The 25,616-nt window shown below is 61.6% G+C and carries 18 protein-coding genes and 4 tRNA genes; 17 read left to right on the plus strand and 5 right to left on the minus strand.

Features of this window, described 5'->3' with window-relative positions; translation table 11 throughout:
• Positions 1 to 16 precede the first annotated feature (16 nt).
• The 9 genes from AC1DYQ_RS02155 to AC1DYQ_RS02195 all read left to right on the plus strand — a co-directional run bounded on the left by AC1DYQ_RS02155 (position 17) and on the right by AC1DYQ_RS02195 (position 7,471).
• Positions 17 to 103, plus strand: a tRNA-Leu gene (locus AC1DYQ_RS02155).
• Positions 104 to 217: 114 nt separating this feature from the next.
• A complete protein-coding gene (tig, locus tag AC1DYQ_RS02160) occupies positions 218 to 1,528 on the plus strand; it encodes a trigger factor (RefSeq protein WP_477685378.1) in 1,311 nt (436 codons plus the stop codon).
• A 157-nt stretch (positions 1,529 to 1,685) separates the two neighbouring features.
• Positions 1,686 to 2,342, plus strand: coding sequence for an ATP-dependent Clp endopeptidase proteolytic subunit ClpP (clpP, locus tag AC1DYQ_RS02165; protein WP_477669029.1), 657 nt, complete (start codon positions 1,686 to 1,688; stop codon positions 2,340 to 2,342).
• A gap of 120 nt (positions 2,343 to 2,462) precedes the next feature.
• Positions 2,463 to 3,728 carry an ATP-dependent Clp protease ATP-binding subunit ClpX gene (gene clpX, locus AC1DYQ_RS02170; protein WP_457280299.1) on the plus strand — a complete coding sequence of 422 codons (1,266 nt, stop codon included), beginning with the start codon at positions 2,463 to 2,465 and terminating at the stop codon, positions 3,726 to 3,728.
• 116 nt (positions 3,729 to 3,844) lie between these two features.
• A complete protein-coding gene (gene lon / locus AC1DYQ_RS02175) occupies positions 3,845 to 6,274 on the plus strand; it encodes an endopeptidase La (protein WP_477665737.1) in 2,430 nt (809 codons plus the stop codon).
• Between the two features lie 74 nt (positions 6,275 to 6,348).
• A tRNA-Gly gene (locus AC1DYQ_RS02180) sits at positions 6,349 to 6,424 on the plus strand.
• A gap of 99 nt (positions 6,425 to 6,523) precedes the next feature.
• Positions 6,524 to 6,597 (plus strand) — tRNA-Cys (locus AC1DYQ_RS02185).
• A gap of 82 nt (positions 6,598 to 6,679) precedes the next feature.
• Positions 6,680 to 6,772, plus strand: a tRNA-Leu gene (locus AC1DYQ_RS02190).
• Positions 6,773 to 6,835: 63 nt separating this feature from the next.
• Positions 6,836 to 7,471 carry a DUF6806 family protein gene (locus tag AC1DYQ_RS02195; protein ID WP_457280301.1) on the plus strand — a complete coding sequence of 212 codons (636 nt, stop codon included), beginning with the start codon at positions 6,836 to 6,838 and terminating at the stop codon, positions 7,469 to 7,471.
• Here AC1DYQ_RS02195 and AC1DYQ_RS02200 read toward each other — a convergent pair.
• A complete protein-coding gene (locus AC1DYQ_RS02200) occupies positions 7,468 to 8,139 on the minus strand; it encodes a TetR family transcriptional regulator (RefSeq protein WP_477685379.1) in 672 nt (223 codons plus the stop codon). The genes AC1DYQ_RS02195 and AC1DYQ_RS02200 overlap by 4 nt on opposite strands.
• 174 nt (positions 8,140 to 8,313) lie before the next feature.
• Between AC1DYQ_RS02200 and AC1DYQ_RS02205 the strand changes: the two genes are divergently transcribed.
• From AC1DYQ_RS02205 to oppF, 8 genes are all read left to right on the plus strand, one after another.
• Positions 8,314 to 9,591, plus strand: coding sequence for an efflux RND transporter periplasmic adaptor subunit (locus AC1DYQ_RS02205; protein ID WP_477685380.1), 1,278 nt, complete (start codon positions 8,314 to 8,316; stop codon positions 9,589 to 9,591).
• Positions 9,592 to 9,603: 12 nt separating this feature from the next.
• Positions 9,604 to 12,783, plus strand: coding sequence for an efflux RND transporter permease subunit (locus AC1DYQ_RS02210; protein ID WP_477685381.1), 3,180 nt, complete (start codon positions 9,604 to 9,606; stop codon positions 12,781 to 12,783).
• Positions 12,776 to 14,281: an efflux transporter outer membrane subunit gene (locus tag AC1DYQ_RS02215; protein ID WP_477685382.1), complete on the plus strand. Its 1,506-nt coding sequence runs from the start codon at positions 12,776 to 12,778 to the stop codon at positions 14,279 to 14,281. Before AC1DYQ_RS02210 ends, AC1DYQ_RS02215 begins: the two co-directional genes overlap by 8 nt.
• A 560-nt stretch (positions 14,282 to 14,841) precedes the next feature.
• On the plus strand, positions 14,842 to 16,455 hold the full coding sequence (locus AC1DYQ_RS02220; RefSeq protein ID WP_477685383.1) for a peptide ABC transporter substrate-binding protein: 1,614 nt from the start codon (positions 14,842 to 14,844) through the stop codon (positions 16,453 to 16,455).
• A gap of 165 nt (positions 16,456 to 16,620) precedes the next feature.
• Positions 16,621 to 17,541: an oligopeptide ABC transporter permease OppB gene (gene oppB / locus AC1DYQ_RS02225; RefSeq protein ID WP_477685384.1), complete on the plus strand. Its 921-nt coding sequence runs from the start codon at positions 16,621 to 16,623 to the stop codon at positions 17,539 to 17,541.
• 11 nt (positions 17,542 to 17,552) lie between these two features.
• Positions 17,553 to 18,476 (plus strand): ABC transporter permease subunit, encoded by a 924-nt coding sequence (locus AC1DYQ_RS02230; protein ID WP_477649573.1) that lies wholly within the window; start codon positions 17,553 to 17,555, stop codon positions 18,474 to 18,476.
• 8 nt (positions 18,477 to 18,484) lie between these two features.
• Positions 18,485 to 19,489, plus strand: coding sequence for an oligopeptide/dipeptide ABC transporter ATP-binding protein (locus tag AC1DYQ_RS02235; protein WP_477685385.1), 1,005 nt, complete (start codon positions 18,485 to 18,487; stop codon positions 19,487 to 19,489).
• Positions 19,482 to 20,468 (plus strand): murein tripeptide/oligopeptide ABC transporter ATP binding protein OppF, encoded by a 987-nt coding sequence (gene oppF / locus AC1DYQ_RS02240; protein ID WP_477685386.1) that lies wholly within the window; start codon positions 19,482 to 19,484, stop codon positions 20,466 to 20,468. The genes AC1DYQ_RS02235 and oppF overlap by 8 nt, the downstream gene beginning before the upstream one ends.
• Positions 20,469 to 20,534: 66 nt before the next feature.
• Here oppF and AC1DYQ_RS02245 read toward each other — a convergent pair whose 3' ends face one another.
• The 4 genes from AC1DYQ_RS02245 to AC1DYQ_RS02260 all read right to left on the minus strand — a co-directional run bounded on the left by AC1DYQ_RS02245 (position 20,535) and on the right by AC1DYQ_RS02260 (position 25,560).
• Positions 20,535 to 21,551 (minus strand): YeiH family protein, encoded by a 1,017-nt coding sequence (locus AC1DYQ_RS02245; protein WP_477685387.1) that lies wholly within the window; start codon positions 21,549 to 21,551, stop codon positions 20,535 to 20,537.
• A gap of 120 nt (positions 21,552 to 21,671) precedes the next feature.
• Positions 21,672 to 22,877 carry a cystathionine beta-lyase gene (gene metC, locus AC1DYQ_RS02250; protein ID WP_477685388.1) on the minus strand — a complete coding sequence of 402 codons (1,206 nt, stop codon included), beginning with the start codon at positions 22,875 to 22,877 and terminating at the stop codon, positions 21,672 to 21,674.
• Positions 22,878 to 22,903: 26 nt separating this feature from the next.
• A complete protein-coding gene (locus tag AC1DYQ_RS02255; RefSeq protein ID WP_477685389.1) occupies positions 22,904 to 23,899 on the minus strand; it encodes a Bug family tripartite tricarboxylate transporter substrate binding protein in 996 nt (331 codons plus the stop codon).
• 68 nt (positions 23,900 to 23,967) lie between these two features.
• Positions 23,968 to 25,560: a rhodanese-like domain-containing protein gene (locus AC1DYQ_RS02260; protein ID WP_477685390.1), complete on the minus strand. Its 1,593-nt coding sequence runs from the start codon at positions 25,558 to 25,560 to the stop codon at positions 23,968 to 23,970.
• Between the last annotated feature and the right edge of the window lie 56 nt (positions 25,561 to 25,616).

Consider the following 25,616-nt stretch of genomic DNA (forward strand, 5'->3'; position numbering starts at 1 on the left):
CGTTTTTATTTCAGGCGCGCGGGTGGCGAAATTGGTAGACGCACCAGGTTTAGGTCCTGACGTCCGCAAGGATGTGCGGGTTCGAGTCCCGCCCCGCGCACCACCCTGAGGCTTGTGGGCGGCCCTGTTGCCCCTCCTTGCTTTCAGTCGTTGCGGCAAACCCCGCAACATGCCAGGTGAAAACCTGTTTTGACTATTTTTGATCTTAGGAACCATCATGGCCGTGACTGTTGAAACCCTTGAAAAGCTCGAGCGCAAAATGACGCTCTCGCTGCCCGTCAACACCATTCAGTCGGAAGTTGACACCCGTCTGAAGAAGCTGGCCCGTACGGTCAAGATGGACGGCTTCCGTCCGGGCAAAGTCCCCATGAACGTGGTGGCCCAGCGTTACGGCTATTCGGTGCACTACGAAGTCATGAACGACAAGGTCGGTGAAGCTTTTGCGGTGGCCGCCAATGAAGCCAAGCTGCGCGTTGCCGGTCAGCCCCGCATCAGCGAAAAAGAAGGTGCGCCTGAGGGCGAACTGGTGTTTGACGCGGTGTTTGAGGTTTACCCTGAAGTCAAGATCGCCGACCTGTCGGGCGCCGAAGTCGAAAAGGTCAGCGCTGAAGTCAGCGACGCCGCCATCGACAAGACCCTGGATATTCTGCGCAAGCAGCGCCGTACCTTTGCCCAGCGCGCAGCCGATGCGCCGGCGCAAGACGGTGACCGCGCCACCATCGACTTCGAAGGCAAGATCGACGGCGAGCCTTTCGCAGGCGGCAAGGCCGAGGACTACCAGTTCCTGATCGGCGACGGGCAGATGCTCAAGGAATTCGAAGACGCCGTGCGCGGCATGAAAAGCGGTGAAAGCAAGACTTTCCCCCTGAACTTCCCCGCCGACTACCACGGTAAAGATGTGGCCGGAAAACAGGCCGATTTCCTCGTGACGGTCAAAAAGATCGAAGCAGCTCACCTGCCCGAAGTCAATGAAGCACTGGCCAAGTCCTTGGGCATCGCTGACGCCACGGTCGAAGGCCTGCGCACCGACATCAAGAAAAACCTCGAGCGCGAAGTCAAGTTCCGCCTGCTGGCCCGTAACAAGAACGCAGTGATGGACGCGCTGGTCGCCAACGCCGAACTCGACCTGCCCAAGTCCAGCGTGCAGGCCGAGCTGGACCGCATGATCGAAGGCGCCCGCGCTGACTTGAAGCAGCGCGGCATCAAGGACGCCGACAAGGCGCCGATTCCCGAAGAAATCTTCCGTCCCCAAGCCGAAAAGCGCGTGCGCCTGGGCCTGGTGGTGGCTGAATTGGTGCGCAGCAGCGACCTGCAGGCCAAGCCCGAGCAGCTCAAGGCGCACATCGAAGAGCTGGCCGCCAGCTACGAGAAGCCGCAAGACGTGGTGCGCTGGTACCTGAGCGACAACCGCCGCATGGCCGAAGTCGAGGCTGTTGTGATTGAAAACAACGTGACCGACTTCGTGCTGGGCAAGGCCAAAGTCAGCGAAAAAACCATCTCCTTCGACGAGCTGATGGGCCAGAACTGATTCTTCAGCGCCTTTGCTGACATTGGGGCTTGTGCTTTGCGGCACAGGCCCCAATTTCTTTGAGCTACGGCACAACAGCTCGCGAATCTGTTGTCAGCCATCGCCGAAACTCCCTGGGGGAGTTTTTGGGTACAGTACAAACATCTCTGGAGAAAACATGATGGTCCGAAACAGTATTTACGGCGGCGCTTATACGGCCCCGCAAGCCGGCGCGCAGGATGCACAAGGCCTGGGCATGGTGCCCATGGTCATCGAGCAATCCGGCCGCGGCGAGCGCTCTTACGACATTTATTCGCGCCTGCTCAAGGAACGCGTGATTTTCCTGGTGGGGCCGGTCAATGACCAGACGGCCAACCTGGTGGTGGCCCAGCTTCTCTTCCTGGAAAGCGAAAACCCGGACAAGGACATTTCCTTCTACATCAACTCCCCCGGCGGTTCCGTGACGGCCGGCATGGCGATTTACGACACCATGCAATTCATCAAGCCCGACGTTTCCACCCTGTGCGTGGGCATGGCGGCCAGCATGGGTGCTTTCCTGCTGTCGGCCGGCACCAAAGGCAAGCGCTTTTCGCTGCCCAACTCGCGTGTCATGATTCACCAGCCATCCGGTGGTGCGCAAGGCCAGGCGTCGGACATTGAAATCCATGCCCGCGACATTCTCAAGACGCGGGACCAGCTCAATCGCATCCTGGCGGCCAATACCGGCCAGCCTATCGAAAAGATCGAGCGCGACACCGAGCGTGACTATTTCATGTTTGCGGAAGATGCCAAAGAGTACGGGCTGGTCGACCAGGTCATTTCCAAGCGGCCCTGAGCGTCGAAAGCTCTTCAGTTGCACTGCAACAACGGCGTTTTCTGTAACAGGAACGCCGTTTTTTTATTGGTTATCATTAGGTAACAGTTCCCCTCCAGGCTCCTTAAAGGCATCCCCCCAATGGCCGAGAAAAAAGGCTCCTCCAGCGAAAAGACTTTGCACTGCTCCTTCTGCGGTAAAAGTCAGCACGAAGTCAAAAAACTGATCGCTGGCCCTTCGGTTTTTATCTGTGACGAGTGCATCGATCTTTGCAACGAGATCATTCGCGACGAACTTCCTGCCGGTGACGACGTTCGTGAGACGCGCACCGACCTGCCCACGCCTTCAGAGATCAAGGGAACACTGGACGGCTATGTGATTGGCCAGGAACCGGCCAAGCGCACACTGGCAGTGGCGGTGTACAACCACTACAAGCGTCTGCGCCACAAGGAAAAAGCCAAAAAAGACGATGTGGAGCTGACCAAAAGCAATATTTTGCTGATCGGCCCCACCGGTTCCGGCAAGACCTTGCTGGCCCAAACGCTGGCGCGTACGCTCAACGTTCCCTTTGTGATGGCCGATGCGACAACGCTGACCGAAGCGGGTTATGTCGGCGAGGACGTCGAAAACATCATCCAGAAGCTGTTGCAGAGCTGCAACTACGAAGTTGAACGTGCCCAGCAGGGGATTGTCTACATTGACGAAATCGACAAGATTTCGCGCAAGTCCGACAACCCTTCCATCACGCGTGACGTGTCCGGCGAGGGTGTGCAGCAGGCGCTGCTCAAGCTGATCGAAGGAACGATGGCGTCGGTGCCGCCACAGGGCGGCCGCAAGCACCCCAACCAGGACTTTCTGCAGGTGGACACCACGAATATCCTGTTTATCTGCGGCGGTGCGTTCTCGGGCCTGGAAAAGGTCATCGAGAACCGGACCGAAGCTTCCGGGATCGGTTTTGGCGCGGCCGTCAAAAGCAAGAAGGCCCGCAGCCTGACCGAAGCCTTCAAGGATGTCGAGCCTGAAGACCTGATCAAGTTCGGGCTGATTCCTGAGCTGGTCGGCCGGATGCCGGTCGTGGCGACGCTGGCCGAGCTCACAGAAGACGCACTCGTGCAAATCTTGACAGAACCCAAAAATGCCGTGGTCAAGCAATTCAGCAAGTTGCTGGCCATGGAAGGGGTTGATCTGGAAATCCGGCCCTCCGCACTCAAAGCAATTGCCCGCAGGGCGCTGGCCCGTAAAACCGGTGCGCGCGGCTTGCGTTCCATCCTGGAGCAGTCGCTGATCGACACCATGTTCGACCTGCCGAATGCCAGCAATGTGGATAAAGTGGTGGTGGACGAGTCCACAATCGAAGAAAACAAAGCTCCCTTGCTTGTGTACCGTGAAGCGGCCAAGAAAGCCTGAACACCCCAAAAGGCTGGCCGGAATGCTTGAAAAGCGCCTCCTGCGCCCCATGTCTGGGTTGATTGTGTTTCGCCGGGCCATGCAACTGGCTGCCACGGCCAACGTTTAAGGTTTATATGTCCGGACAAACTTCATTGCCTTCCACCCCCATTGACCTTCCTCTCCTGCCTTTGCGGGATGTGGTGGTCTTTCCGCACATGGTGATCCCGCTGTTCGTGGGTCGCCCCAAGAGCATCAAGGCGCTGGAGTCGGCCATGGAGGCCGAGCGCCGCATCATGCTGGTGGCGCAGAAGGCCGCTGCCAAGGATGAGCCTTCGGTGGAAGATATGTTTCAGGTGGGCTGTGTTGCCACGATCCTGCAACTGCTCAAATTGCCTGACGGTACTGTCAAGGTTTTGGTGGAAGGACAGCAGCGCGCCAGTGTGAACAAGATCGAAGAGGGCGAGCAACATTTCACGGCCAATGTCACGCCTGTAGAGCCCGTGGTGGTGATCGCCGGTGACAAGACCAGTGAGATCGAAGCATTGCGCCGTGCCGTGATGCAGCAGTTTGACCACTACGTCAAACTGAACAAGAAAATTCCGCCCGAGATACTGACCTCGATTTCCAGCATCGACGATGCGGGACGCCTGGCCGACACGATCGCCGCGCACCTTCCCCTCAAGCTGGATGCGAAGCAGGTGATCCTGGATCTTGACAATGTCAAGGCCCGGCTGGAGAACCTGTACGAACAGCTTGAGCGTGAGGTCGACATCCTCAACGTCGACAAAAAAATCCGCGGGCGCGTGAAGCGTCAGATGGAAAAGAACCAGCGCGATTTCTACCTCAACGAGCAGGTCAAGGCCATCCAGAAGGAACTAGGCGAAGGCGAAGAGGGGGCGGACATCGAAGAGATCGAGAAAAAGATCAAGACCGCCAAGATGCCGCAGGAAGCCCGTAAAAAGGCCGAGAGCGAGCTCAAAAAACTCAAGCTCATGTCGCCCATGTCCGCCGAGGCGACCGTGGTGCGCACCTATATCGATGTGTTGACCGGCCTGCCGTGGAGCAAAAAGACCAAGATCAAGCACGACCTGGGCAACGCCGAGAACGTTCTTAACGAAGACCACTACGGTCTTGAAAAAGTCAAAGACCGCATCGTCGAATATCTCGCGGTGCAGCAGCGCGTGGACAAGCTCAAGGCTCCGATCCTGTGCCTGGTTGGGCCTCCGGGGGTTGGTAAAACCTCCCTGGGCCAGTCGATCGCCAAGGCCACGGGCCGCAAGTACGTGCGTATGGCTTTGGGCGGCATGCGCGATGAGGCTGAAATTCGCGGCCATCGCCGCACCTATATCGGCGCCTTGCCGGGCAAGGTTCTGCAGAGCCTGACCAAGGCCGGCACGCGCAATCCGCTGTTCCTGCTGGATGAGATTGACAAGCTGGGCACCGACTTCCGTGGTGACCCCTCCAGCGCGCTGCTGGAGGTGCTTGACCCTGAGCAGAATCACACCTTCGGTGACCACTATGTCGAGGTGGACTTCGACCTGAGCGATGTGATGTTCGTGGCCACCTCGAACTCGATGAATATTCCGCCGGCCTTGCTGGACCGCATGGAGGTGATTCGCCTGTCCGGTTACACCGAAGACGAAAAGACCAGCATCGCGATGCGCTATCTGTTGCCCAAGCAGGTCAAGAACAACGGCGTGAAGGAAGAAGAGCTTGAAGTGCAGGAGCAGGCTGTGCGTGACATCGTGCGTTACTACACACGTGAAGCCGGCGTGCGCTCGCTTGAGCGCGAACTCTCCAAGATCTGCCGCAAGGTGGTCAAGGGAATCCAGCTCAAGAAGATGACGCCCAAGGTCGTCGTGACACCCGATAATCTCAACGATTTCCTGGGCGTGCGCAAGTTCAACTATGGCCGTGCCGAACAACAAAACCAGGTCGGCCAGGTGGTGGGGCTGGCGTGGACGGAAGTCGGTGGCGACTTGCTGACGATCGAGGCTGCCATGATGCCCGGCAAGGGCGTGATCACACGTACGGGATCGCTGGGCGATGTCATGAAGGAGTCCGTCGAGGCCGCACGCACAGTGGTGCGCAGCCGCTCCAAGGTTCTCGGCATCAAGGACGAGATGTTCGAAAAGCGTGACATCCATATCCACGTACCGGATGGTGCAACGCCCAAGGACGGTCCCAGCGCGGGCGCCGCGATGACTACCGCTTTTGTTTCTGCGATGACGGGTATCCCTGTGCGCGGTGATGTGGCCATGACGGGTGAGATCACCCTGCGCGGCGAGGTCACGGCCATCGGCGGGCTCAAGGAAAAGCTGCTCGCTGCCTTGAGGGGCGGCATCAAGACCGTGCTGATCCCCGAGGAAAATGCCAAGGACCTGCAGGAGATTCCAGACAACGTCAAGAGCGGCCTGGAGATCGTGCCGGTGAAATGGATAGACCAGGTGTTGCAGGTTGCGCTCGAGCGCCAGCCTGTTCCGCTGACCGACGAGGAAGCCGCTGTTGTTGCGCCGGCTGCTGTGGTTCCGCCTGCGGAGGCAGCCGGTACGGTGAAGCATTAATGAGGCCTTTCGCAAAGTTTTTTGCGGCTTTTGGAAAAGCCCAAAAAACTACGCTATAATTTGAGGCTGTAATCGCGGGAGTAGCTCAGTTGGTAGAGCGCAACCTTGCCAAGGTTGAGGTCGAGAGTTCGAGACTCTTCTCCCGCTCCAATTCAAAGGGCAGCACTTTAAAAATGCTGTCCTTTTTCATTGGGGGTTTCGTTGGATTATTGGGTAAAGCCGTAGGGCTTTATCAGGCAGACAGAATACGGCGCGGTAACAAAGCGGTTATGTACCGGATTGCAAATCCGAGTAGGTCGGTTCGACTCCGGCCCGCGCCTCCATCACAGCTCCCTGCAACCAGCCCCAGTTATGGGGCTTTTTTGTTTGACAATACGCTGTCGGACGTTTGATTACGGCGTTTGAGCCTGAGTGGTGAAATAGGTAGACACAGCGGACTTAAAATCCGCCGCTTCGTGAATAACGGGCGTACCGGTTCGATTCCGGTCTCAGGCACCACGATTGGGCGGCTCACCCACGCGCCGGGCGCGCTTTTGAAAACTGGGTAAGATAAATTCCATCATGTCCCGCTACAACACACCTTTTGAGATCCACGTCCACGGCGAAGTGCCATTGCGCGCGGACGTCAATTTTGAACAGCTGCAGGAGGCCCTCAAGCCGCTGTGGAAATACACCGGCTCCAAGTCCCTGGCGGCCGGTGCTGCCAGCGCTTATGAGGAAGAGCCGGGAATCCGGTTTGATGCACAAAAACATTTGCTGCAAATGTGCTGGACAGTCCCTGGCGACGAAGATTTTCGTCAGGCGCTTGACGAAATGTGCATGGGCCTGAACGACCTCGCTGAAGCGGGCGCTCCCATCGAAGTGACCTTCTACGACTCCGACTTTGACGAAGATGAAGGCGCCGACGAAGAGGAGGCTCGTGATGACTTCGCGATGTATTTTGTGGGCCCCACGCCGGCAGCGATCATGCAGGTACAGCGCGATCTCCTGGTTCAGGACATGATCGGCCTGATGGAGCGCCACTTTGACGGATCAGAGCTCGGTGAGGTCGTTGCGGCCGTCGACAAGCTGTTCGAGCAGCGCTTTGATGCACTGGTGAACTCCATGCAACTCGGTAAACCGCCGCGCGGCCTGGGCGGCCCCCAAGGTGGCTCCGGCCACGGCGGCGGTGGCCGCAAGCCCCGGCATTTGCACTAAGCCGGTTTGGGTGAGCCTGAGGCTGCTGGCGAGCCAGGAAAGCCGAGTCCTCGCAGGTAAACGTCAATCGCATGTTGACCAACCTCCAGCAGGTCAAAGACCCCGGGATCCAGCAGCCAGTTCTGTATCAGCCCATCGATCAGCGCATGCAACCCCTGCGCCGCCACTGAAGTCGGCACTGGCAATTGGAGGCGCATTTGTTCAGAAGCTGTTTCCATGCTTTGCTGGATGCCGGATAAAAAACCACCGCGCACTGCCAGGTGACGCAGGCGAACCGCCTGGAGTTCTTCCACATACTCGACCTTCTGGGTTGCCACTTCAAAGACCCGCCGCGTTTGCGCGTCAGTCACAATTTGTCGCAGCGCGTTGGCAGCGGAACGTCGTATCCTGTCCATCGGATTGAGGAAGTCCTCGCCCGGATGTTGCTGCGGGTCAATTTCCTGGTTGAACGCGTTCTCCATGGGCAGGGTGACCCGTTCCATCATGGCGTTGAACAGGTCTGCCTTGTCCTTGAAATGCCAGTAGACCGCACCGCGTGTGGCGCCTGCACGGCGTGCAATGTCCTGCAGGCTTGTGCGTGAGACACCTTGCGCCTGAAACAGATGTTCAGCGGCATCCAGCAGCTTGTGCCGGGTCGCCATGGCTTCTTCTTTTGTCCGACGGGCCAATCCATGTCTCCTGCAAGTCAATTTAGCGGGTTGTCGTATACATTCACAAATGTATGTAAACTATATCACTCGTAAAAACCCTTATTCTTTTTGTTTTCGGCAAAACGATGACTTGCATCAAATGCCGCTCACATATTCCGTTTTCCGCTTTTTTCCCAAATTTTGAGGATCAGCATGCCCAAGTCCCGCATTGTCCATTCGCCTTTATTCTCCCCGTTTGCGCCATACCAGCCTCTCGTCCTGGTTGCTGCACTCACATTGTTCCTGGCCGGATGCGGCAAGGGGGCCGGCGCTCCCGGCGGGGCACCGCCTCCTGCGGAAGTGGGTGTGGTGACAGTTACCCAGGGTGACGTCGGTCTGGTGACCGAGCTGCCGGGCCGCCTGGAGGCTTCACGCGTGGCACAGGTCAGGGCCCGCGCGGCCGGTATCCTGCAAAAACGGCTGTTTCGTGAAGGCAGTGACGTGAAAGAAGGGCAGGCGCTGTTCACGATTGATCCTGCACCGTATGCCGCCGCCGCTGCCAGCGCGAAAGCGGGCCAGGCGCGCGCCGAGGCCAACCTGGCGCAGGCCGCCGCATTGGCCGAGCGTTACAAGCCGCTGGTAGAAGCCAACGCCATCAGCAAGCAGGAATATGCCAACGCTGTCGCGGCACAAAAGCAGGCGGAGGCCGACGTTGCCGTGGGCAAGGCGAATGTGCAGACAGCCAGCATCAACCTGGGCTATGCCGCAGTGACAGCCCCGATCTCGGGCCGCATTGGCCGCGCGTTGGTCACCGAAGGTGCGCTGGTTGGCCAGGGTGAGGCCACCCAGCTGGCCGTGGTTCAGCAAATCAACCCCATGTACGTGAACTTCACACAATCCGCGCCTGAAGTCATGAAGCTGCGTGCCGCCATGGAAAGCGGGCAGTTCAAACGCGCCACCGGCGCCGAAGCAGCCAGCGTGCGCATCGTGCTCGAAGACGGCACCGAATATGCCCGTCCCGGCCGACTGCTGTTTTCCGACCTGACGGTCGACGCCACGACGGGGCAGATCACGCTGAGGGCTGAAGTGCCCAATCCCGGCGGCCAGTTGCTGCCCGGCCTCTATGTACGCGTACGCCTGGAGCAGGCGCAGGCCAGCAACGCCATCACCTTGCCCCAGCAAGCTGTCACGCGCACTGCGCAGGGCGACACTGTCATGGTGGTGGGTGACGATGGAAAAGTCAGCCCGCGTCCCATCAAGATCGGCTCCGCCAAGGGCAACCAGTGGGTGGTGCTCGACGGCCTGAAGACCGGTGAAAAAGTCATGGTGGATGGGTTCCAGAAACTGCAGCCAGGTGCAACCGTGAAGCCCGTGCCGTGGCAACCGGCCGGTACGAAGCCGGCGGATGCGGCTTCTGCCCCGGCATCCGCCGCCTCCGGCGCGCAAGCTGCTGCGCCTGCTGCCTCCGCTGCTTCTGCAGCAGCGAAGTAAGGAGCCAAATACATGGCCAAGTTTTTCATTGATCGGCCGATCTTTGCCTGGGTGATCGCACTGTTCATCCTGGTGGTTGGCGGCGTGGCGATCACGCAGCTGCCGATTGCCCAGTACCCGCCCGTCGCGCCGCCCTCGATTGTCGTCAACACCGCCTATCCGGGCGCCTCTGCCCAGACGCTCGAAGACAGCGTGTTGTCGGTGATCGAGCGCGAAATGAACGGTTCACCCGGGCTGATCTACATGGAGTCGGTGGCGCAGGCTGACGGCTCCGGCAGCATCACGCTGAGCTTCGAGCCTGGCACCAACCCCGATCTCGCGCAGGTGGATGTGCAGAACCGCCTGTCGCGCGCCTCACCGCGGCTGCCCGCCGCCGTCACGCAGCAAGGCGTTCGCGTCGACAAATCACGCTCCAACTTCCTGCTGTTCATCATGCTGTCGTCCGACAATCCCGCGCACGACCCCGTCGCGCTCGGTGATTACGCTTCGCGCAACATCGTGCCCGAGATCCAGCGTGTCAAAGGAATCGGCCAGGCCCAGCTCTTCGGCAGTGAGCGCGCCATGCGCATCTGGCTGGACCCGGCCAAGCTCACGGGTTTCAGCCTGTCGGCAAATGACGTTAACAACGCCATCCGCGCGCAAAATGCGCAGGTGTCGGCCGGCAGCATCGGCGACCGCCCCAATGTAGCGGGACAAGGCATTGCTGCCACCGTGGTAGTCACCGGCCAGCTTGCCAATGTCGAGCAGTTCGGCAACATTGTCCTTCGCGCCAACACCGACGGTTCATCGGTGCGCCTCAAAGACGTGGCCCGCATCGAACTGGGTGGCCAGACGTATGCCACGTCGGCTCGCCTGAACGGCAAGACGGCGATCGGTATCGGTGTTCAGCTGGCCCCCAGCGGCAACGCGCTTGCCGCTGCCAAGGCCGTTCGAACCAAGATGACCGAGCTCGAGCGCTATTTTCCGCAAGGCATGAAGTGGAGCATCCCCTACGACAGCTCGCGCTTCGTCAAGATTTCGATCTCCCAGGTCGCCGAAACATTGTTCGAGGCCGTGGCCCTGGTGTTCCTGGTCATGTTCCTGTTCCTGCAGAACTGGCGCTACACCATCATCCCGACCATCGTGGTGCCGATTGCATTGCTGGGGACTTTTGCCACCTTGCTGGCGCTCGGTTTCTCGATCAACGTGCTCACCATGTTCGGCATGGTATTGGTGATCGGTATCGTCGTCGATGATGCGATCGTGGTCGTCGAAAACGTCGAACGCATCATGACCGAAGAGGGCTTGCCGCCGCTGGAGGCCACGCGCAAGGCGATGGGCCAGATTTCGGGCGCCATCATTGGCGTGACCGTGGTGCTGATTTCCGTGTTTGTGCCTTTGGCATTCTTCGCGGGCTCGACCGGCAACATCTACCGCCAGTTCTCCGCCGTGATGGTTTCATCCATCGGCTTTTCCGCCTTCCTGGCCCTGTCGCTCACGCCGGCACTTTGCGCCACGCTGCTCAAGCCGGTTGAGGCCGGGCACCATCACGAAAAGAAGGGCTTTTTCGGTTGGTTCAACCGGGGGTTCTCGCGCACCGCAAAAAGCTATGAAGGCATGGTTGCGCGCATTCTCAAGCGCGCCGCGCGTTACCTGGTGATCTATGTGGCCATCATTGCTGCTGTGGCGGTGGTATACCTGCGTTTGCCCACATCCTTCCTGCCCAATGAAGACCAGGGCAACCTGCTGGTGAACGTGCAGTTGCCGCCGGGCGCAACTTACGAGCGCACGCTTTCCGTGATGGAAAAAGTCGAAGGTTTCATGCTCAAGCAGCCGGAAGTCGAAAGCATGGTCGGCGTGCTTGGCTTCAGCTTTTCCGGCCAGGGCCAGAATGCCGCGCTGGCGTTCGTGACGCTCAAGGACTGGAACGAGCGCGACGGCGAAGCGCATTCGGCCTCAGCGATAGCAGGACGGGCTTTCGGCGCCCTCATGGGTGTGCGTGATGCCTTCATCTTTCCGCTCAGCCCTCCACCCATTCCCGAACTGGGCACGGCCTCGGGCTTCAGCTTCCGCCTGCAGGACCGCGGCGGTGCGGGCCATGATGCGCTTATCAACGCACGCAACCAGCTTTTGGGCATGGTTGCCAAGAGTCCGGTGCTCACACAGGTACGGCCCGACGGCCTGGAAGATGCGCCGCAGCTGCAGCTGGACATAGACCGCGACAAAGCCAATGCGCTGGGCGTGCCGTTTGACGCGATCAACGCGGTCCTGTCCACTTCGCTGGGATCCAGCTATGTGAACGACTTCCCCAACCAAGGACGCCTGCAGCGCGTGGTGGTCCAGGCCGACGCGCCTTCGCGCATGCAGCCCGACGACCTGCTCCGGCTCAACGCCATCAACAGCCGCGGCCTGCCGGTTCCGTTGTCGTCGTTTGCCAGCACGCGGTGGATCAAGGGTGCCATGCAAACAGTGCGTTACAACGGCTACCCCGCCGTGCGTATCAGCGGCAGCGCCGCGCCAGGCTACAGCTCGGGCGCAGCGATGGCCGAGATGGAAAAGCTCGCAGCGCAGCTGCCGCAGGGCTTCGGTTTCGAATGGACGGGCCAGTCGCGCGAGGAAAAACTTGCGGGCTCGCAAGCCATGTTGCTCTATGGTTTCGCCATCCTCGCGGTGTTCCTGTGCCTTGCGGCCCTGTACGAAAGCTGGAGCATTCCGCTCGCGGTGATTCTGGTGGTGCCGTTAGGCGTGATTGGTGTATTGCTGGCAACGCTGCTGCGCAGTTATTCGAATGACGTGTACTTCCAGGTGGGGCTGATCACCATCATCGGCCTGTCGGCGAAGAACGCGATCCTGATCATCGAGTTCGCCAAGGACCTGCAGGCGCAGGGCAAGGGCGTGATCGAGTCGGCACTGGCCGCCGCGCATCTGCGGTTCCGACCCATCGTCATGACGTCGCTGGCCTTCGGCCTGGGCGTGCTGCCCCTGGTGCTGGCTTCGGGCGCCGGCTCCGCGAGCCAGCGCGCCATCGGCACCGGCGTGATCGGCGGCATGATCACCGGCACGATCCTGGCTGTGATTTTCGTTCCGGTGTTCTTTGTGGTCGTGCGCGGCCTCTTCAAGGGCAGCGAGCGGCAAAACAGGATGTATTCGGAGCATGCCAAAGCAGCAGGCATCACCGGAGAAGAAGGAAGTGAAGGTAAAGCTCATGAGTAAATCCAGCATGAAACCCAGGTTTCCGCAGCTGTTGGCGGTTGGTGCTGCGGCACTGCTGGCCGGCTGCTCGATGATCCCGAAGTACGAGCGTCCGGCTGCGCCCGTCGCAGACCAGTGGCCGGCTGTTTCCGGTTTCACCACCGGTTCCACGCAGGCGCAGCCTGCTGCTACCGCACCGGCTCCGGCCGTCGCGGCAGCCGACATCGAGTGGCAGGCTTTTTTCAGCGACCCCAAACTGCGGCAGCTGATCGAGGCCTCGCTGCGCAACAACCGCGACCTGCGCATCGCCGTGCTCAATATTGAACAAGCCAGGGCCCAGTACGGGATCCGGCGTGCCGACCAATTCCCCACGATCAATGCCGGCATCACCGGTTCGCGCCAGCCCAATGCCAACGGTAACGGCAGCATCACCAGCTCCTACACCGGCGGTTTGTTGATGCCGTCCTATGAGCTCGACTTTTTCGGCCGGGTCTCCAGCCTGAAAGAGGCGGCATTGGCGCAGTATCTGGCAACGGAAGAAGGGCGCAAGACGGCACAGATCAGCCTGATTGCGTCGGTGGCCAATACCTACCTCAGCTTGCTGGCCGACGAAGAACTGCTGGCCATCACGCAGCAGACGCTGGCTACACGGGAAGAGTCCTTCAAGCTCAGCAAGCTGCGCTTTGACAACGGCGTAGCTTCCGAGCTGGATTTCCGCCAGGCCGAGTCATTGACCGAAGCCGCCCGTGCATCGCTGGCCCAGCTGGTGCGCCAGCGTGCGCTGGACCAGAACGCATTGACCCTGCTGATCGGCCAGCCGCTCAGCGGTGACCTGGCGGTGGCCTTGCCTGCCGGCAAAGGCCTGGCCGACGCACCCATGATGGTGGACGTGCCGGCGGGGCTGCCGTCTGATTTGCTGGAACGCCGCCCTGACATCCGCCAGGCCGAGCAACAGCTGCTGTCTGCCAACGCCGATATCGGCGCCGCCCGTGCGGCTTTTTTCCCGCGCATCTCGCTCACGGCTTCTGCCGGCAGCGCCAGCTCGCACCTGTCGGGTTTGTTCAAGAGCGGGTCCTACGGCTGGACGCTGGCGCCGCAGCTGATCCTTCCGATTTTTGATGCAGGCCGTAACCGTGCCGGGCTGGATTCGGCCAACGCCGGGCGTGACATTGCCATCGCCCAGTACGAAAAGTCCATCCAGACGGCTTTCCGTGAAGTGGCCGATGCGCTGGCAGGGCGAGACACCCTGGGCGAGCAACTGCGTGCCCAGCAGGCGCAGGCCAATGCCGAGGCAACACGTTTCAAGCTGGCTGATCTGCGCTACCAGAACGGTGTGGCCAGTTACCTGGACCAGCTCGATGCGCAGCGCTCGCTGTTCGCCGCACGTCAGGCGGTGGTGCAAACCCGGCTGGCCCAGCTGCAAAGCCAGGTCACGCTGTACAAGACGCTGGGTGGCGGCTGGAAAGAGCCGCCTGAGGAAGCCTTGAGCCTGAAGGCGTCCACCCAGCTCAGCCGCTGAGATCACCGGGGAGCCAGCCGCCCGGTTCACCCGGGCGAGCCTGGAGGCGCTATCTATTTGATAGCTGCTTGCGCTCGTCGGGTAAGGGTTTTTGGCTGATTTGATATAAATTTTCGGGTAACGGGATATGGATGCGTATCCGTTTTTACCTTGAATTTCTAGTGTATTTTGTGCCTGTGAGCCAGGCGGGACGAGCGCAAGCAGCTATCAAAACTATAGCGGACTGCCTCGGGCCCTCAGGATGCGCGGGCACACCACAAACACCGCCGCCAACCACGCGGCCTCCATCGCGATACCTGTCCATGATCGGTAGCTGGCGTCGCCAGCCATTCAGTTGTGAGGAAGTGTTCCGGATGTATCCACCTGACTTTCGTCCCTCCAACGGCCTCGCGAAGGCACGGTAATTGCTGAAGGGTTACTCCCTACGGGGCCGCGTCTGGTGCGGCGGTATATTCGCTGCCGACTGACAGGCAAACGTGGACTCTCTCATGGGAGGCGAAGCGTTCCATCAACCATGGCGGGCCACAAGCCCGCCAATTTTCTATTCGGGGTGCACAAGCATGAACTCAACCTGGACGATGAAGGGGCTGACCGGCGCCATGCTGCTGGCCTCGGCCGGCCTGGCTGCCGCAGCCACGGTGCCTGCGGGCGTGAAGCTGCATGAAACGCAGGAACTGGTTCGCAACAACGGTTCCGAGCCTGAAACCCTGGATGCCGCATTGGCGACCGGCGTTCCGGCCAACAACGTGATCCGCGACATGTTTGAGGGGCTGGCGGCTGCCGACCAGAATGGCAAGATCGTCCCCGCTGTGGCAGAGAGCTGGAAGCAGGTCGACCCCCAGACCTGGGTTTTCAAGCTGCGCAAGAACGCCAAATGGTCCAACGGCGACGCAGTGACCGCCGAAGACTTCATCTACAGCATGCGCCGCTTCGTTGACCCGGCGACCGCCTCCAAATACGCTTCCACCTACGGCGTCTTCCTGCTCAATGCCAAAGAGATCATTGAAGGCAAGAAGCCCGTCACCGAACTCGGCGTCAAGGCTATCGACCCCTACACCCTGGAAATCAGGACACCTTTCCCGGTCGGCTTCCTGCCCGAGGTCGTCTCCAATCCCCAGCTCGCGCCCTTGCATAAAGCCACGATCGAGAAATTCGGCAAAGACTGGACCCGGCCCGCCAACATGGTGAACAACGGCGCGTTCTCCCTGAAAGACTGGCAGGTCAACAGCAAGATCATCCTGGTCAAGAACCCGGCGTACTGGGACGCGAAGAATGTCCAGCTCACCAAACTCACCTATCTCTCTGTCGAAGACGGCAATGCCGATGTGAAGCTCTATGAGTCGGGCGAGAACGACTGGGTCTACCAGCTCCCGCCCGGCACCTTCGACAAGTACAAGGCGCAATACCCCAAGGAAATCCGCAACACCGACATGCTGGGCCTGCGCTATTACTCGCTCAACAATGCAGACCCGGCACTCAAGGACATCCGTGTGCGCAAGGCGCTGTCGATGGCGCTGGACCGCGACATCCTCGCGCAGCGCGTGACGGCCGACGGCCAGACGCCTGCTTACGGTGTGATCGTCAAAGGCACTTCTGGCGCTGACGTGACCTCTTACGACTGGGCCAAGTGGCCCGCCGACAAGCGGATCGCCGAAGCCAAAAAGCTCCTGAAGGAAGCGAATCTTCCACCCGGCACCAAGCTCAAGTTCTCCTACAACACCAGCGACTACCACAAGAAAATGGCCATCTTCGCGGCCTCTGAGTGGAAGACCAAGCTGGGCCTGGATGTTGAACTCGAAGCGATGGAGTTCAAGGTGCTCATCAAGAAGCGCACCGACAAGGACTACCAGATCGCCCGCAACGGCTGGATCGCCGACTACAACGACGCCACCACCTGGCTCACGCTGGTGCAGTGCGATTCAGACCAGAACTACCACAACAGCTGCAACCGCAAGGCCTCCGCGTTGATCGACGAAGGCAACCAGTCGATGGATCCGGCCAAGCGCAAGGTGCTGCTGACGCAGGCGGCCAAGATGATCATGGAAGACTATCCCATCATCCCTTTGCTGCAATACACCGTACCGCGGCTGGTCAAGCCTTACGTAGGCGGTTACTCGACCACCAACGCGCTGGACCGCTACCGTGGCAAGGACCTGTACATCATCAAGCATTGATGTCCGTCCGGGCAGGTGCCCTGTGTGCCTGCCTGTCCTTGATCTGCTTTTCACCGCCTTTCAATGTTTTTTCTGATGCCTCGCAGGCCTTTCAGGGCTAAGCTGTGCCTGGCCGACGCGCTCAGGCGCTCACACTGACATAGACCTAGCCCGGAGATATTCCCCATGTGGTCCTACACCTTCAGGCGCATCCTGGCGACGATTCCCACCTTGCTGGCCGTCGTCACCGTCTGCTACCTCCTGCTGCACGGCACGCCGGGCGGACCGTTTGACGACGAGCGCAAGGTGTCCGCGGCGGTGCTGGCCAACCTGCAGGCCAAGTACCACCTCGATCTGCCACTGTGGCAGCAGTACCTGTACTACCTCAACAGCCTGCTGCACGGCGACCTGGGCGCTTCGTTTCGTTATGCCGACTGGTCTGTCAATGAACTGGTCGCCAATGCGCTGCCGGTTTCCGCCGCGATAGGTGGGGGCGCCATCATCATCTCCTTCTTTCTCGGTGTGTTCCTTGGCACGGTGGCCGCCGTGCGCCAGAACAGCGTGGTCGACTACGGGGTGATGCTGCTCGGCAACGCCGGGCATGTGTTTCCGTCGTTTGTGATCGGCCCGGTCCTGATTTTGGTGTTCGCCGTCTGGCTCAAGTGGGCGCCGGCCGGGGGCTGGAGCGATTTCGCCCCGCGTTTCATGATCCTGCCCATGCTGCTGCTGATCTTCATCAACGTGGCCACCGTCGCGCGCGTCATGCGCGGCAGCCTGATTGAGGTGCTGCACAGCAATTTCATCCGCACTGCGCGCGCCAAGGGCCTGCCCATGCGCACCGTCATCCTGCGCCACGCCCTCAAGCCCGCGCTGTTGCCGGTGGTATCCGTCATGGGCCCTCTGGCGATCTCATCGATCACGTCGGCGATCGTGACCGAGTCGGTGTTCTCCCTGCCGGGCATCGGCAAGCTCATCGTCAACGGCGCCGCCAACCGCGACTACACACTGGTACTGGGCCTCGTTGTACTGGTGACCGTGATTGCCGTCACGCTGAACCTGCTGGTGGACCTGGCCTACGCCTTGCTCGACCCGAAGATCCGGTACTGAGCAGGGACTGCATGTTGTTTGAACAAAAAACCAGGCAAGACCAGCTCGCCGCGGCTGTCGGCCAGACGCTGGCCGACGCCGAGATCCACGGCCGCAGCCCCTGGGCGGATGCGCGCGTACGCTTCATGCGCAACAAGGCTGCGGTGTTCAGCCTGTACCTGCTGGCATTCATCACGCTGTGCTGCATCGTCGGGCCCTGGTTGCTGCCGCATGCCTTCGATGCGGCCGACTGGGACGCGATGAGCCTGCCGCCCACGCTCAAGAATGCCCATTTTTTTGGCACCGACGAGTCCGGCCGCGACCTGCTGGTGCGCAGCCTGGTGGGCGGCCGCGTGTCGCTGCTGGTGGGGTTCCTCGCGACTATGTCAGCCGTCACGCTGGGCATTGTGTGGGGTGCGACAGCCGGCTTCATCGGCGGCAGGGTAGACGCCTTCATGATGCGCGTCGTCGACATGATGTACGCCGTGCCTTACCTGCTGATCGCCATCCTGATGGTGACCATATTGGGGCGGGCTTTTTACCTGGTGGTGATCACCATCACGGTATTTTCGTGGATGAACATGGCACGCGTGGTGCGAGGCCAGACGCTGTCGCTGCGTTCCAAGGAGTTCATTGAAGCGGCCCGCGCGCTGGGCGTTCCCACGCGGCGCATCATCTTCCAGCACATCGTTCCCAATCTTCTGGGCATCGTTGCGATCTACACCACGGTCACCGTGCCGGCCGTGATCCTGGTCGAGTCCGTGCTGTCGTTCCTGGGGCTGGGCATCCAGGAGCCCATGACAAGCTGGGGCGTGCTGATCCACGACGGTGCGTCCGTCATGGAAGTCTCGCCCTGGATGCTGCTGTTTCCGGCGGGGATGCTCTCGCTGACGCTGTACTGCTTCAACTACATCGGGGACGGCCTGCGCGATGCGCTCGACCCCAAAGACCGCTGAGCCGCACCATGAGCCTGATTGAAGTCAATAACCTCGGGGTTCAGTTCCAGACCCAGGACGGGCTGATCTACGCCGTCAACGGCATCAACTTCGCGCTCGAACGTGGCCAGACCCTGGGCATCGTCGGCGAAAGCGGCTCCGGCAAAAGCCAGAGCGTGCTGGCCATGATGGGCCTGCTCGCCGGCAACGGCAAAGCCACCGGCCAGGCCTTGTACAAGGGGCAGGATCTGCTGGCCATGAAGCCGGCCGAGCTCAACAAGATACGCGGCAACCGCGTGGCCATGATCTTCCAGGACCCGATGACTTCGCTGAACCCTTACCTGACGGTGGAGCGGCAGATGACCGAGGTACTGCAGTTCCACAAGGGCTTTGACCGCAAGTCCGCCCGCGCCAGGTCGGTGCAACTGCTCGATGCGGTCAAGATCCCGGAAGCCGCCCGCCGCATCACCATGTACCCGCACGAATTTTCGGGCGGCATGCGCCAGCGCGTGATGATCGCCATGGCCTTGCTCTGCGAGCCCGAAGTGTTGATCGCCGACGAGCCCACCACGGCGCTGGACGTGACGGTGCAGGCGCAGATCATCGCCTTGCTGCGTGACCTGCAGCGTGACTTTGGCACGGCGATCGTCATGATCACGCACGACCTGGGCGTGGTGGCTGGCTTGTGCGATGAGGTGATGGTGCTGTATGGCGGCCGCGTGATGGAGCAGGGCAGTGCCGACAGCATTTTTTATGGTGCGTCCCATCCGTATACCGTGGGCCTGCTGGGCGCCATACCGCGCCTGGACGCGGACGACGAAGCGCTTGTGGCCATCCCCGGTGCACCGCCCAACATGGCGCGGCTTCCCAAGGGCTGCCCGTTCAGCGAGCGTTGCGTGCTGGCCAGTGAGCAGTGCCGTGACGTGATGCCCGCGCTGCTGCCGGCCTCGCACAACCCGGCGGTGCTGAGGGCCTGTCACAAATCAAGCGAGGCTGTGTCTGAACTTGCGGCCAGGGGAGCCGTCCATGCGTGATGCCTCTCAACCTATTTTGTCGGTGCGCGACCTGAAGGTGCACTTCAGGATCAAAAGTGGCGCCTGGCCCTGGTCGCCGGCGCGAATCCTGAAAGCCGTGGACGGCATTTCCTTCGACATCCATGCGGGCGAAACGCTGGGCGTGGTGGGTGAGTCGGGCTGCGGAAAATCCACCTTGGCGCGTGCGGTGCTGAACCTGATTCCTGCCACCGCCGGCAACATTGTGTGGATGGGGCAGGAAATGACCGGCGCCTCCCCCCGGGCCTGGCTGGGCGTCAGGTCAGACATCCAGATGATCTTCCAGGACCCGCTGGCTTCGCTGGACCCGCGCATGACCATCGCGCAGATCATTGCCGAACCTTTGCGCACGCATCGGCCGCGCATGCCCGAGGCCGAAGTGATGCAGCGCGTTAAAACCATGATGAGCCGCGTCGGCCTGATGCCGCAGCAGATCAACCGCTACCCGCATGAATTTTCAGGCGGCCAGTGCCAGCGCATCGGCATCGCCCGGGCGCTGATCCTGGAGCCCAAGCTCATCATCTGCGACGAGCCGGTGTCGGCGCTGGATGTCTCGATCCAGGCACAGATCATCAACCTGCTCAAGGCCCTGCAAAAGTCCATGGGCCTGGCGCTGATCTTCATCGCGCATGACCTGGCCGTCGTCAAACACATCAGCGACCGCATCCTGGTGATGTACCTGGGGCATGAAATGGAAGTGGCGAAAAAGAAAGCGTTGTATGCCGCGCCGCGCCATCCCTACACGCAGGCGTTGCTGTCGGCGATCCCGATTCCCGACCCGGCGCTGGAGCGAAAGAAGGTGATTCAGTTGCTGCAAGGCGACCTGCCGTCGCCCATGTCCCCGCCCACGGGGTGTGTATTCCGAACGCGCTGCCCGCAGGCCATTGCGCGTTGTGCCGAAGAGGTGCCCGAGCTTCGCCGCCTGGACGACCAGACTGAAGCGGCTTGCCTGCTGGCTTGAGGGGTTTTATGGCTGCAGCCTAATAAGGGCGGTCGCGAGCAGCTATTAAAACAATAGCGATCTGGTTCAGGCCCGAAGAACGCAGAGGTACGCGGCGAACACCGCGGCGAGCCACACGGTTTCTACCAGCATCAACGCCATGGGCCGCCAGCCTAGCCGCACCAGTTCCTCGAACGAGGTTTTAATGCCCAGCGCTGAAATAGCGATCACCAGGCAGACCCGGGAGACATGGCCCAGCGCGTTTGTGAGCTGCTGAGTGACAACGCCCACGCTATTCAGCAGTACCAGCGCCATGAACCCCACCAGAAAAAAAGGCAGCAAAGGGGTGCGCCGGCCGGCATTGCCTGGTGTGCTGATCTGGCGCCGCCAGTAATACGCGAGCACCGCTACCACCGGCACCAGCAGCGTGACACGGAAAAGCTTGACGATCACCGCCACATCGCCGGCATCATGGGAAATCATCAGGCCAGCACCCACCACTTGCGCCACGTCGTGGATCGTGCCGCCCAGAAAGATGCCGGCGCTGGTTTCGTCCAGGCCCAGCACCTTGACCAGCAAGGGGTAGACCACCATTGCCAGCGTCGACAAGCCTGTTACGCCGACCACGGTGAGCAGCGTGTGGCGCTCGTTCTCCTCGGTTTTCGGCATGACGGCCGCAACCGCCAGTGCCGCCGACGCGCCGCAGATGGACACGGCTGCACCGCAGAGCAGGCCGAAGTCGGTGGCAAGGCCCAGGCGCCGCGCCAGCCAGGCGCCCAGTGCAATGGTGCTGGCAACCCCCAGCAGGGCGGTGGCCAGCGGGCCGATGCCGAGCTGGCCGATTTGCGCTAGCGTGATGCGCGCGCCCAGCAAGGCCACACCGATGCGCAGCAGGGTTTTGGCACAGAACTCGATGCCGGGTCGGCAACGCGCATCCTGGTACAGGAAATGAAACGCCAGCCCGAACAGCAGCGCGTACAGCAGCTGCGGGCCGCCGTAATGCTCGGACAGGAAACTGGCGCCCAGCATGATGAGAAGCGGCGAGGCAATGCCGGGCCAGAGATTGCGGGTGTGTTGAAGCCAAAGGTGTGCGTGGCTGGGCATGGTGATGCAAACCTGAAGAAAAAGGGCAGGCGAAATCCGCCGCGAAGAGGCGGATGAAAAGGAGTGGAGGAGAAAGAGGCTGGGGGCTAGGAGAGAAGCCAGGGCACGGAGGTAAAACCCTCAGGCAGTCAATGCGTCAAACCCCTGCTGCAAGTCGCTCACCAGGTCGGCTGGGTCTTCCAGCCCGATGTGCAGGCGCACGATCTGGCCGTGGCCCGACCAGTCGGTCACGCTGCGGGCGCCGCGCATGTTGGTCAGCGTAACCAGGCTTTCATAGCCGCCCCATGAAGCGCCCAGGCCAAACAGCCGCAGGCCGTCGATCAGCCGCTCGGCGGCAGCCTGGTCGAAGGTGGGCTGAAGCTCGAAGGACAGCAGGCCATTGGTGCCTTTGCAGTCGCGTTGCCAGATGGCGTGGCCTGGATGGCCGGGCAGGGCCGGGCAGAACACGGTCACCACTTCGCTGCGCGTTTGCAGCCAGGCCGCTACCTTCAGGGCGCCGCTTTCGTGCAGAGCCAGGCGCGCGGCCATGCTGCGTGTGCCGCGCAGCACCAGGTAGGCATCGTCGGGGCTTACCGTCATGCCGAAGGCATCGCTGCGTTCGTTCAGCGCCTGCCAGGCGGATTGCGTGGTGGCTACGGTGCCCATCATCACGTCGGAGTGGCCCGACAGGTATTTGGTGGCCGCCATGATGGACACGTCGGCGCCCAGCGCCAGCGGCCGGTATTGGTAGCCTGAGCCCCAGGTGTTGTCGGCCACCAGCAGCAGGCCGCGTGCACGGGCAATGCCGGCCAGGCGCGGCAGGTCGCACATTTCATACACCAGCGAACCCGGGCATTCGGCATAAATCATGCACGTGCCGGCCTCGATTTTTTCTTCCACGTCACTGCCGTCGGCTGCGAAGAAGGTGCAGCGGATGTTGTAGGGCGTGAGGAAGGATTCCACCAGCTTGCGCGCCGGTTCGTAGACGCTGTCCGACATCAGCAGGTGGTCGCCGGGCTTGAGGTAGGACAGCAGCGTCATCGCGATGGCGGCCAGGCCTGTAGGGAAGAGACGCGTACGGTACGCGCCTTCAAGCTCGCTGACCATGTCTTCCAGCGCGTAGTTGGTCGGGTTGCCGCGCGCCCCGTAGGTGAACACGCGCTCCTCGCCGCGGCGCAGGCGCATCTCGCGCTGGTGCGCTGTGTTGTCAAACAGCACGGTGCTGGCGCGCACCACGGCCGGGTTGACCGGCCGGCCGCCGTCATAGGCAGGCTGCTTGCCGGCGTGGACCAGGCGGGTCAGAGGTGACGCACTGGGTGCGGTGGCCGGTGGTGTTTTTTTGCTCATGTCGGGGCGGTTTGATGAATCCGGGGTCAGTCTAGCTTGGCGCCCGAGAGCTTGACGACGCGCGACCAGCGGGCGATGTCTGCCTTGAGCTGCGTGGCAAAAGCTGCCGGTGTGTTCCCCACCACTTCGCTGCCGCCATCGGTGATCAGCTTGCTGACTTCCGGCGACTTGAGCGAGCGCACGATGCTGTCGTGCAGGTAAGCCACGCGTTCGGGCGGCGTGCCAGCCGGTGCGAAGAAACCGTACCAGTCTTCAAAGGTCGTGTTCTTGTAGCCCAGCTCTTCCAGCGTCGGCACCTTGGTGAACACGCCGATGCGGCGCGGGCTGGTGACGGCCAGGGCGCGCATCTTGCCGTTCTGGATGAAGCTGGACACCGAGGCGGTGGAGGTGATGAGCACGTCCACCTGGCCGCCCAGCAGGTCGGTGATGGCCGGGGCTGCGCCCTTGTAGGGCACATGGGTCATGCTGATGGCGCTGTCTTTTTCCAGAACCACGCCGACGAGGTGCGAGAGTGTGCCATTGCCGGGCGTGGCATAGGTGACTCGCCCGCCGGGGGCTTTGGTCTGCGCGGCGAGGTCGGCAAAGCTTTTCAGGGGTGAGTTGCTGGCCACTACCAGCACTAGCGGTGCGGCGTTGATCTGGGTGATGGGCAGGAAGTTCTTCAGCGGATCGAACCCCGGCGAGGCATACAGCGAGGGGTTGACGGCCATCAGTGAGACCTGGCCCGTGAGCACTGTGTAGCCGTCTGGCTTGGCGTCGGCCACGGCCTTGGCGCCGATGTTGCCGCCGGCGCCGCCGCGGTTGTCGACGATGGCGCTCTGGCCGGTGATGTCGGACAGGCGGCTCGTCACGAAGCGCGTGGTGGCGTCATTGCCGCCGCCGGCCGGGAAAGGCGACACAAACTTGATGGCCTGGTTCGGGAAGCCGCCGACCTGCGGCATGGGTTGGGCTGACGCGGCGCCGTGTACGGAGAGGAGGGCGCAGCACAGCGAGGCTGCGGTCAATTTCAGTTTGGCAAGCATGGGGGCTCCTGAATGAATTGGGGCAAAAGATGAATTAAAAAATGAGGCGGCGCGGGGCCAAATCGGTATTACGCGGGGTGGGCGGCCGCGGCATCGGGCAACTGGAAGGCCTTCAGTTCCAGCGCGTCCAACTGCCCGATCAGGTTCACTTCCCAGGCCAGGTACTGGCGGGCAGCTTCCTTGTTGCCGTCGTGCCGGTCATGCACGAAGAAAAGGTAGTCGATGCAGTCGCTGTCGGCCGGCATGTTGTCAGTGGCCTGCAGCGTAAAGCCGGCGGCGCGCCAGGCGTCGAGGCCGCCTTCGAGCAGGCTGGCTTTCAGGCTCAGTGCCTGGAGGTCAAGGGCCGCGCAGGCGGCCGCAGCGGGCTCGTCGGCAACCAGCACCACCGGGCGGTGTTCACCGGCCAGAGCCTGTGCCAGGCGCGGCCGTATGGACCAGCGTGTACCCGCGATATGGTTTTGGCGAAATTGCATGCTCGGCCGCAGATCAATGGCGACCACGGTGCCATCGGCCAGCCCGGCCGACAGGGCGTGCGCGGTGGTGGCAGGCAGCGCGGGCAGGGCCACGGGCGCCGGGGCGGGCAGCGCCAAGCCACTGGCCAGGCCCTGGTCCAGCACGCTGGCGTCGTGGCCCAGCTGGCGCAGCCAGCTGGCGACCGTCAGGGCGCGTATGCCGTCCGTATCAAACAGCACCAGCCGGGCCTGGCGCACGCCCACATACTGGTCGGTGGCCTGGATCAGCTGGCCGCCCGGCGTGTGCTGCGCGCCCGGCAGGCTGCCGCGTGCAAATTCTTCGGGGCTGCGGACATCGCACAAAAAGAGCGTGCGCTGCGCGTCGCCGGCCCAGCCGTGCACAGTCTGTGCGTCGACGACAGGTACCTCGAAACGCTTTGCCAGCGCCTGGGCCGCCGCGCGCATGCCGGCGGGCTCTGTGGGCTGGGCCGAGTCCTTGTAGCGGCGCGTGCCGCCGTGCTCGAGTTTGAAGTCTGCCAGGTACCAGCCCTGGGTACCGTTTTCCAGCGCCGATACGGGGTTGCGCAAGCCCAGGTTGATCAGCGTTTGCGCGCCTATGATGCTGCGCGTGCGGCCTGCGCAGTTGATCACGATGTGGGTGCTTTCGCTGGGGACCAGGTCGCGGATGCGCAGGGCCAGCTCGCCGTTCGGGCAACTGATCGCCGTCGGGATGTTCATCTTGCGGAACTCCGAAAACGGCCGACCGTCGAGCACCACCACGTCGTCTTGCCGCTCCAGCATGGCTGCAAGTTCAGTCGCGCTGACCCGGGGCGTGTGGTAAACCTGTTCGGCCAGTTCGCCGAAAGTTTTGGACGGCACGTTGACGCCGGCAAACAACGGGAAGCCAGCGACTTGCCAGCCGGCTGTGCCGCCCTGCAGCACCTGCACATCGCTGTAGCCGAGTGCACTGAAGCGGCGCGCGGCCAAAGGCGCTGCGCCGCTGCCGTCGTCGTCATACACCACCAGCCGCACACTGCGGCGCGGCGCCAGGCGCGGTGCGTCCAGCTCAAGACGGCTGTAGGGCAGAGGGATGCCGTAAAACAAATGCGACTGGCCGTACTGGCCGTGCTCGCGCACATCAAACAGGGCGATTTCCGCGCCGTCGTGCAGCCAGGCTTTCAGCGTGGCCGCGTCTACAAAACGTGTCATGGGATAGGGGGCGTGTAGGTTCGGAAATTCAGGGAAAGGGGTAAGGGCGCGCGGGT

The sequence above is a fragment of the Polaromonas sp. P1_F4 genome, from assembly GCF_056405675.1.

Bases quoted from the DNA above. Each gene is read 5' to 3' on its own strand.
- tig (WP_477685378.1), top strand. From the start codon at position 218: ATGGCCGTGACTGTTGAAACCCTTGAAAAGCTCGAGCGCAAAATGACG.
- clpP (WP_477669029.1), top strand. From the start codon at position 1,686: ATGATGGTCCGAAACAGTATTTACGGCGGCGCTTATACGGCCCCGCAA.
- clpX (WP_457280299.1), top strand. From the start codon at position 2,463: ATGGCCGAGAAAAAAGGCTCCTCCAGCGAAAAGACTTTGCACTGCTCC.
- lon (WP_477665737.1), top strand. From the start codon at position 3,845: ATGTCCGGACAAACTTCATTGCCTTCCACCCCCATTGACCTTCCTCTC.
- AC1DYQ_RS02195 (WP_457280301.1), top strand. From the start codon at position 6,836: ATGTCCCGCTACAACACACCTTTTGAGATCCACGTCCACGGCGAAGTG.
- AC1DYQ_RS02205 (WP_477685380.1), top strand. From the start codon at position 8,314: ATGCCCAAGTCCCGCATTGTCCATTCGCCTTTATTCTCCCCGTTTGCG.
- AC1DYQ_RS02210 (WP_477685381.1), top strand. From the start codon at position 9,604: ATGGCCAAGTTTTTCATTGATCGGCCGATCTTTGCCTGGGTGATCGCA.
- AC1DYQ_RS02215 (WP_477685382.1), top strand. From the start codon at position 12,776: ATGAGTAAATCCAGCATGAAACCCAGGTTTCCGCAGCTGTTGGCGGTT.
- AC1DYQ_RS02220 (WP_477685383.1), top strand. From the start codon at position 14,842: ATGAACTCAACCTGGACGATGAAGGGGCTGACCGGCGCCATGCTGCTG.
- oppB (WP_477685384.1), top strand. From the start codon at position 16,621: ATGTGGTCCTACACCTTCAGGCGCATCCTGGCGACGATTCCCACCTTG.
- AC1DYQ_RS02230 (WP_477649573.1), top strand. From the start codon at position 17,553: ATGTTGTTTGAACAAAAAACCAGGCAAGACCAGCTCGCCGCGGCTGTC.
- AC1DYQ_RS02235 (WP_477685385.1), top strand. From the start codon at position 18,485: ATGAGCCTGATTGAAGTCAATAACCTCGGGGTTCAGTTCCAGACCCAG.
- oppF (WP_477685386.1), top strand. From the start codon at position 19,482: ATGCGTGATGCCTCTCAACCTATTTTGTCGGTGCGCGACCTGAAGGTG.
- AC1DYQ_RS02245 (WP_477685387.1), bottom strand. From the start codon at position 21,551: ATGCCCAGCCACGCACACCTTTGGCTTCAACACACCCGCAATCTCTGG.
- metC (WP_477685388.1), bottom strand. From the start codon at position 22,877: ATGAGCAAAAAAACACCACCGGCCACCGCACCCAGTGCGTCACCTCTG.
- AC1DYQ_RS02255 (WP_477685389.1), bottom strand. From the start codon at position 23,899: ATGCTTGCCAAACTGAAATTGACCGCAGCCTCGCTGTGCTGCGCCCTC.
- AC1DYQ_RS02260 (WP_477685390.1), bottom strand. From the start codon at position 25,560: ATGACACGTTTTGTAGACGCGGCCACGCTGAAAGCCTGGCTGCACGAC.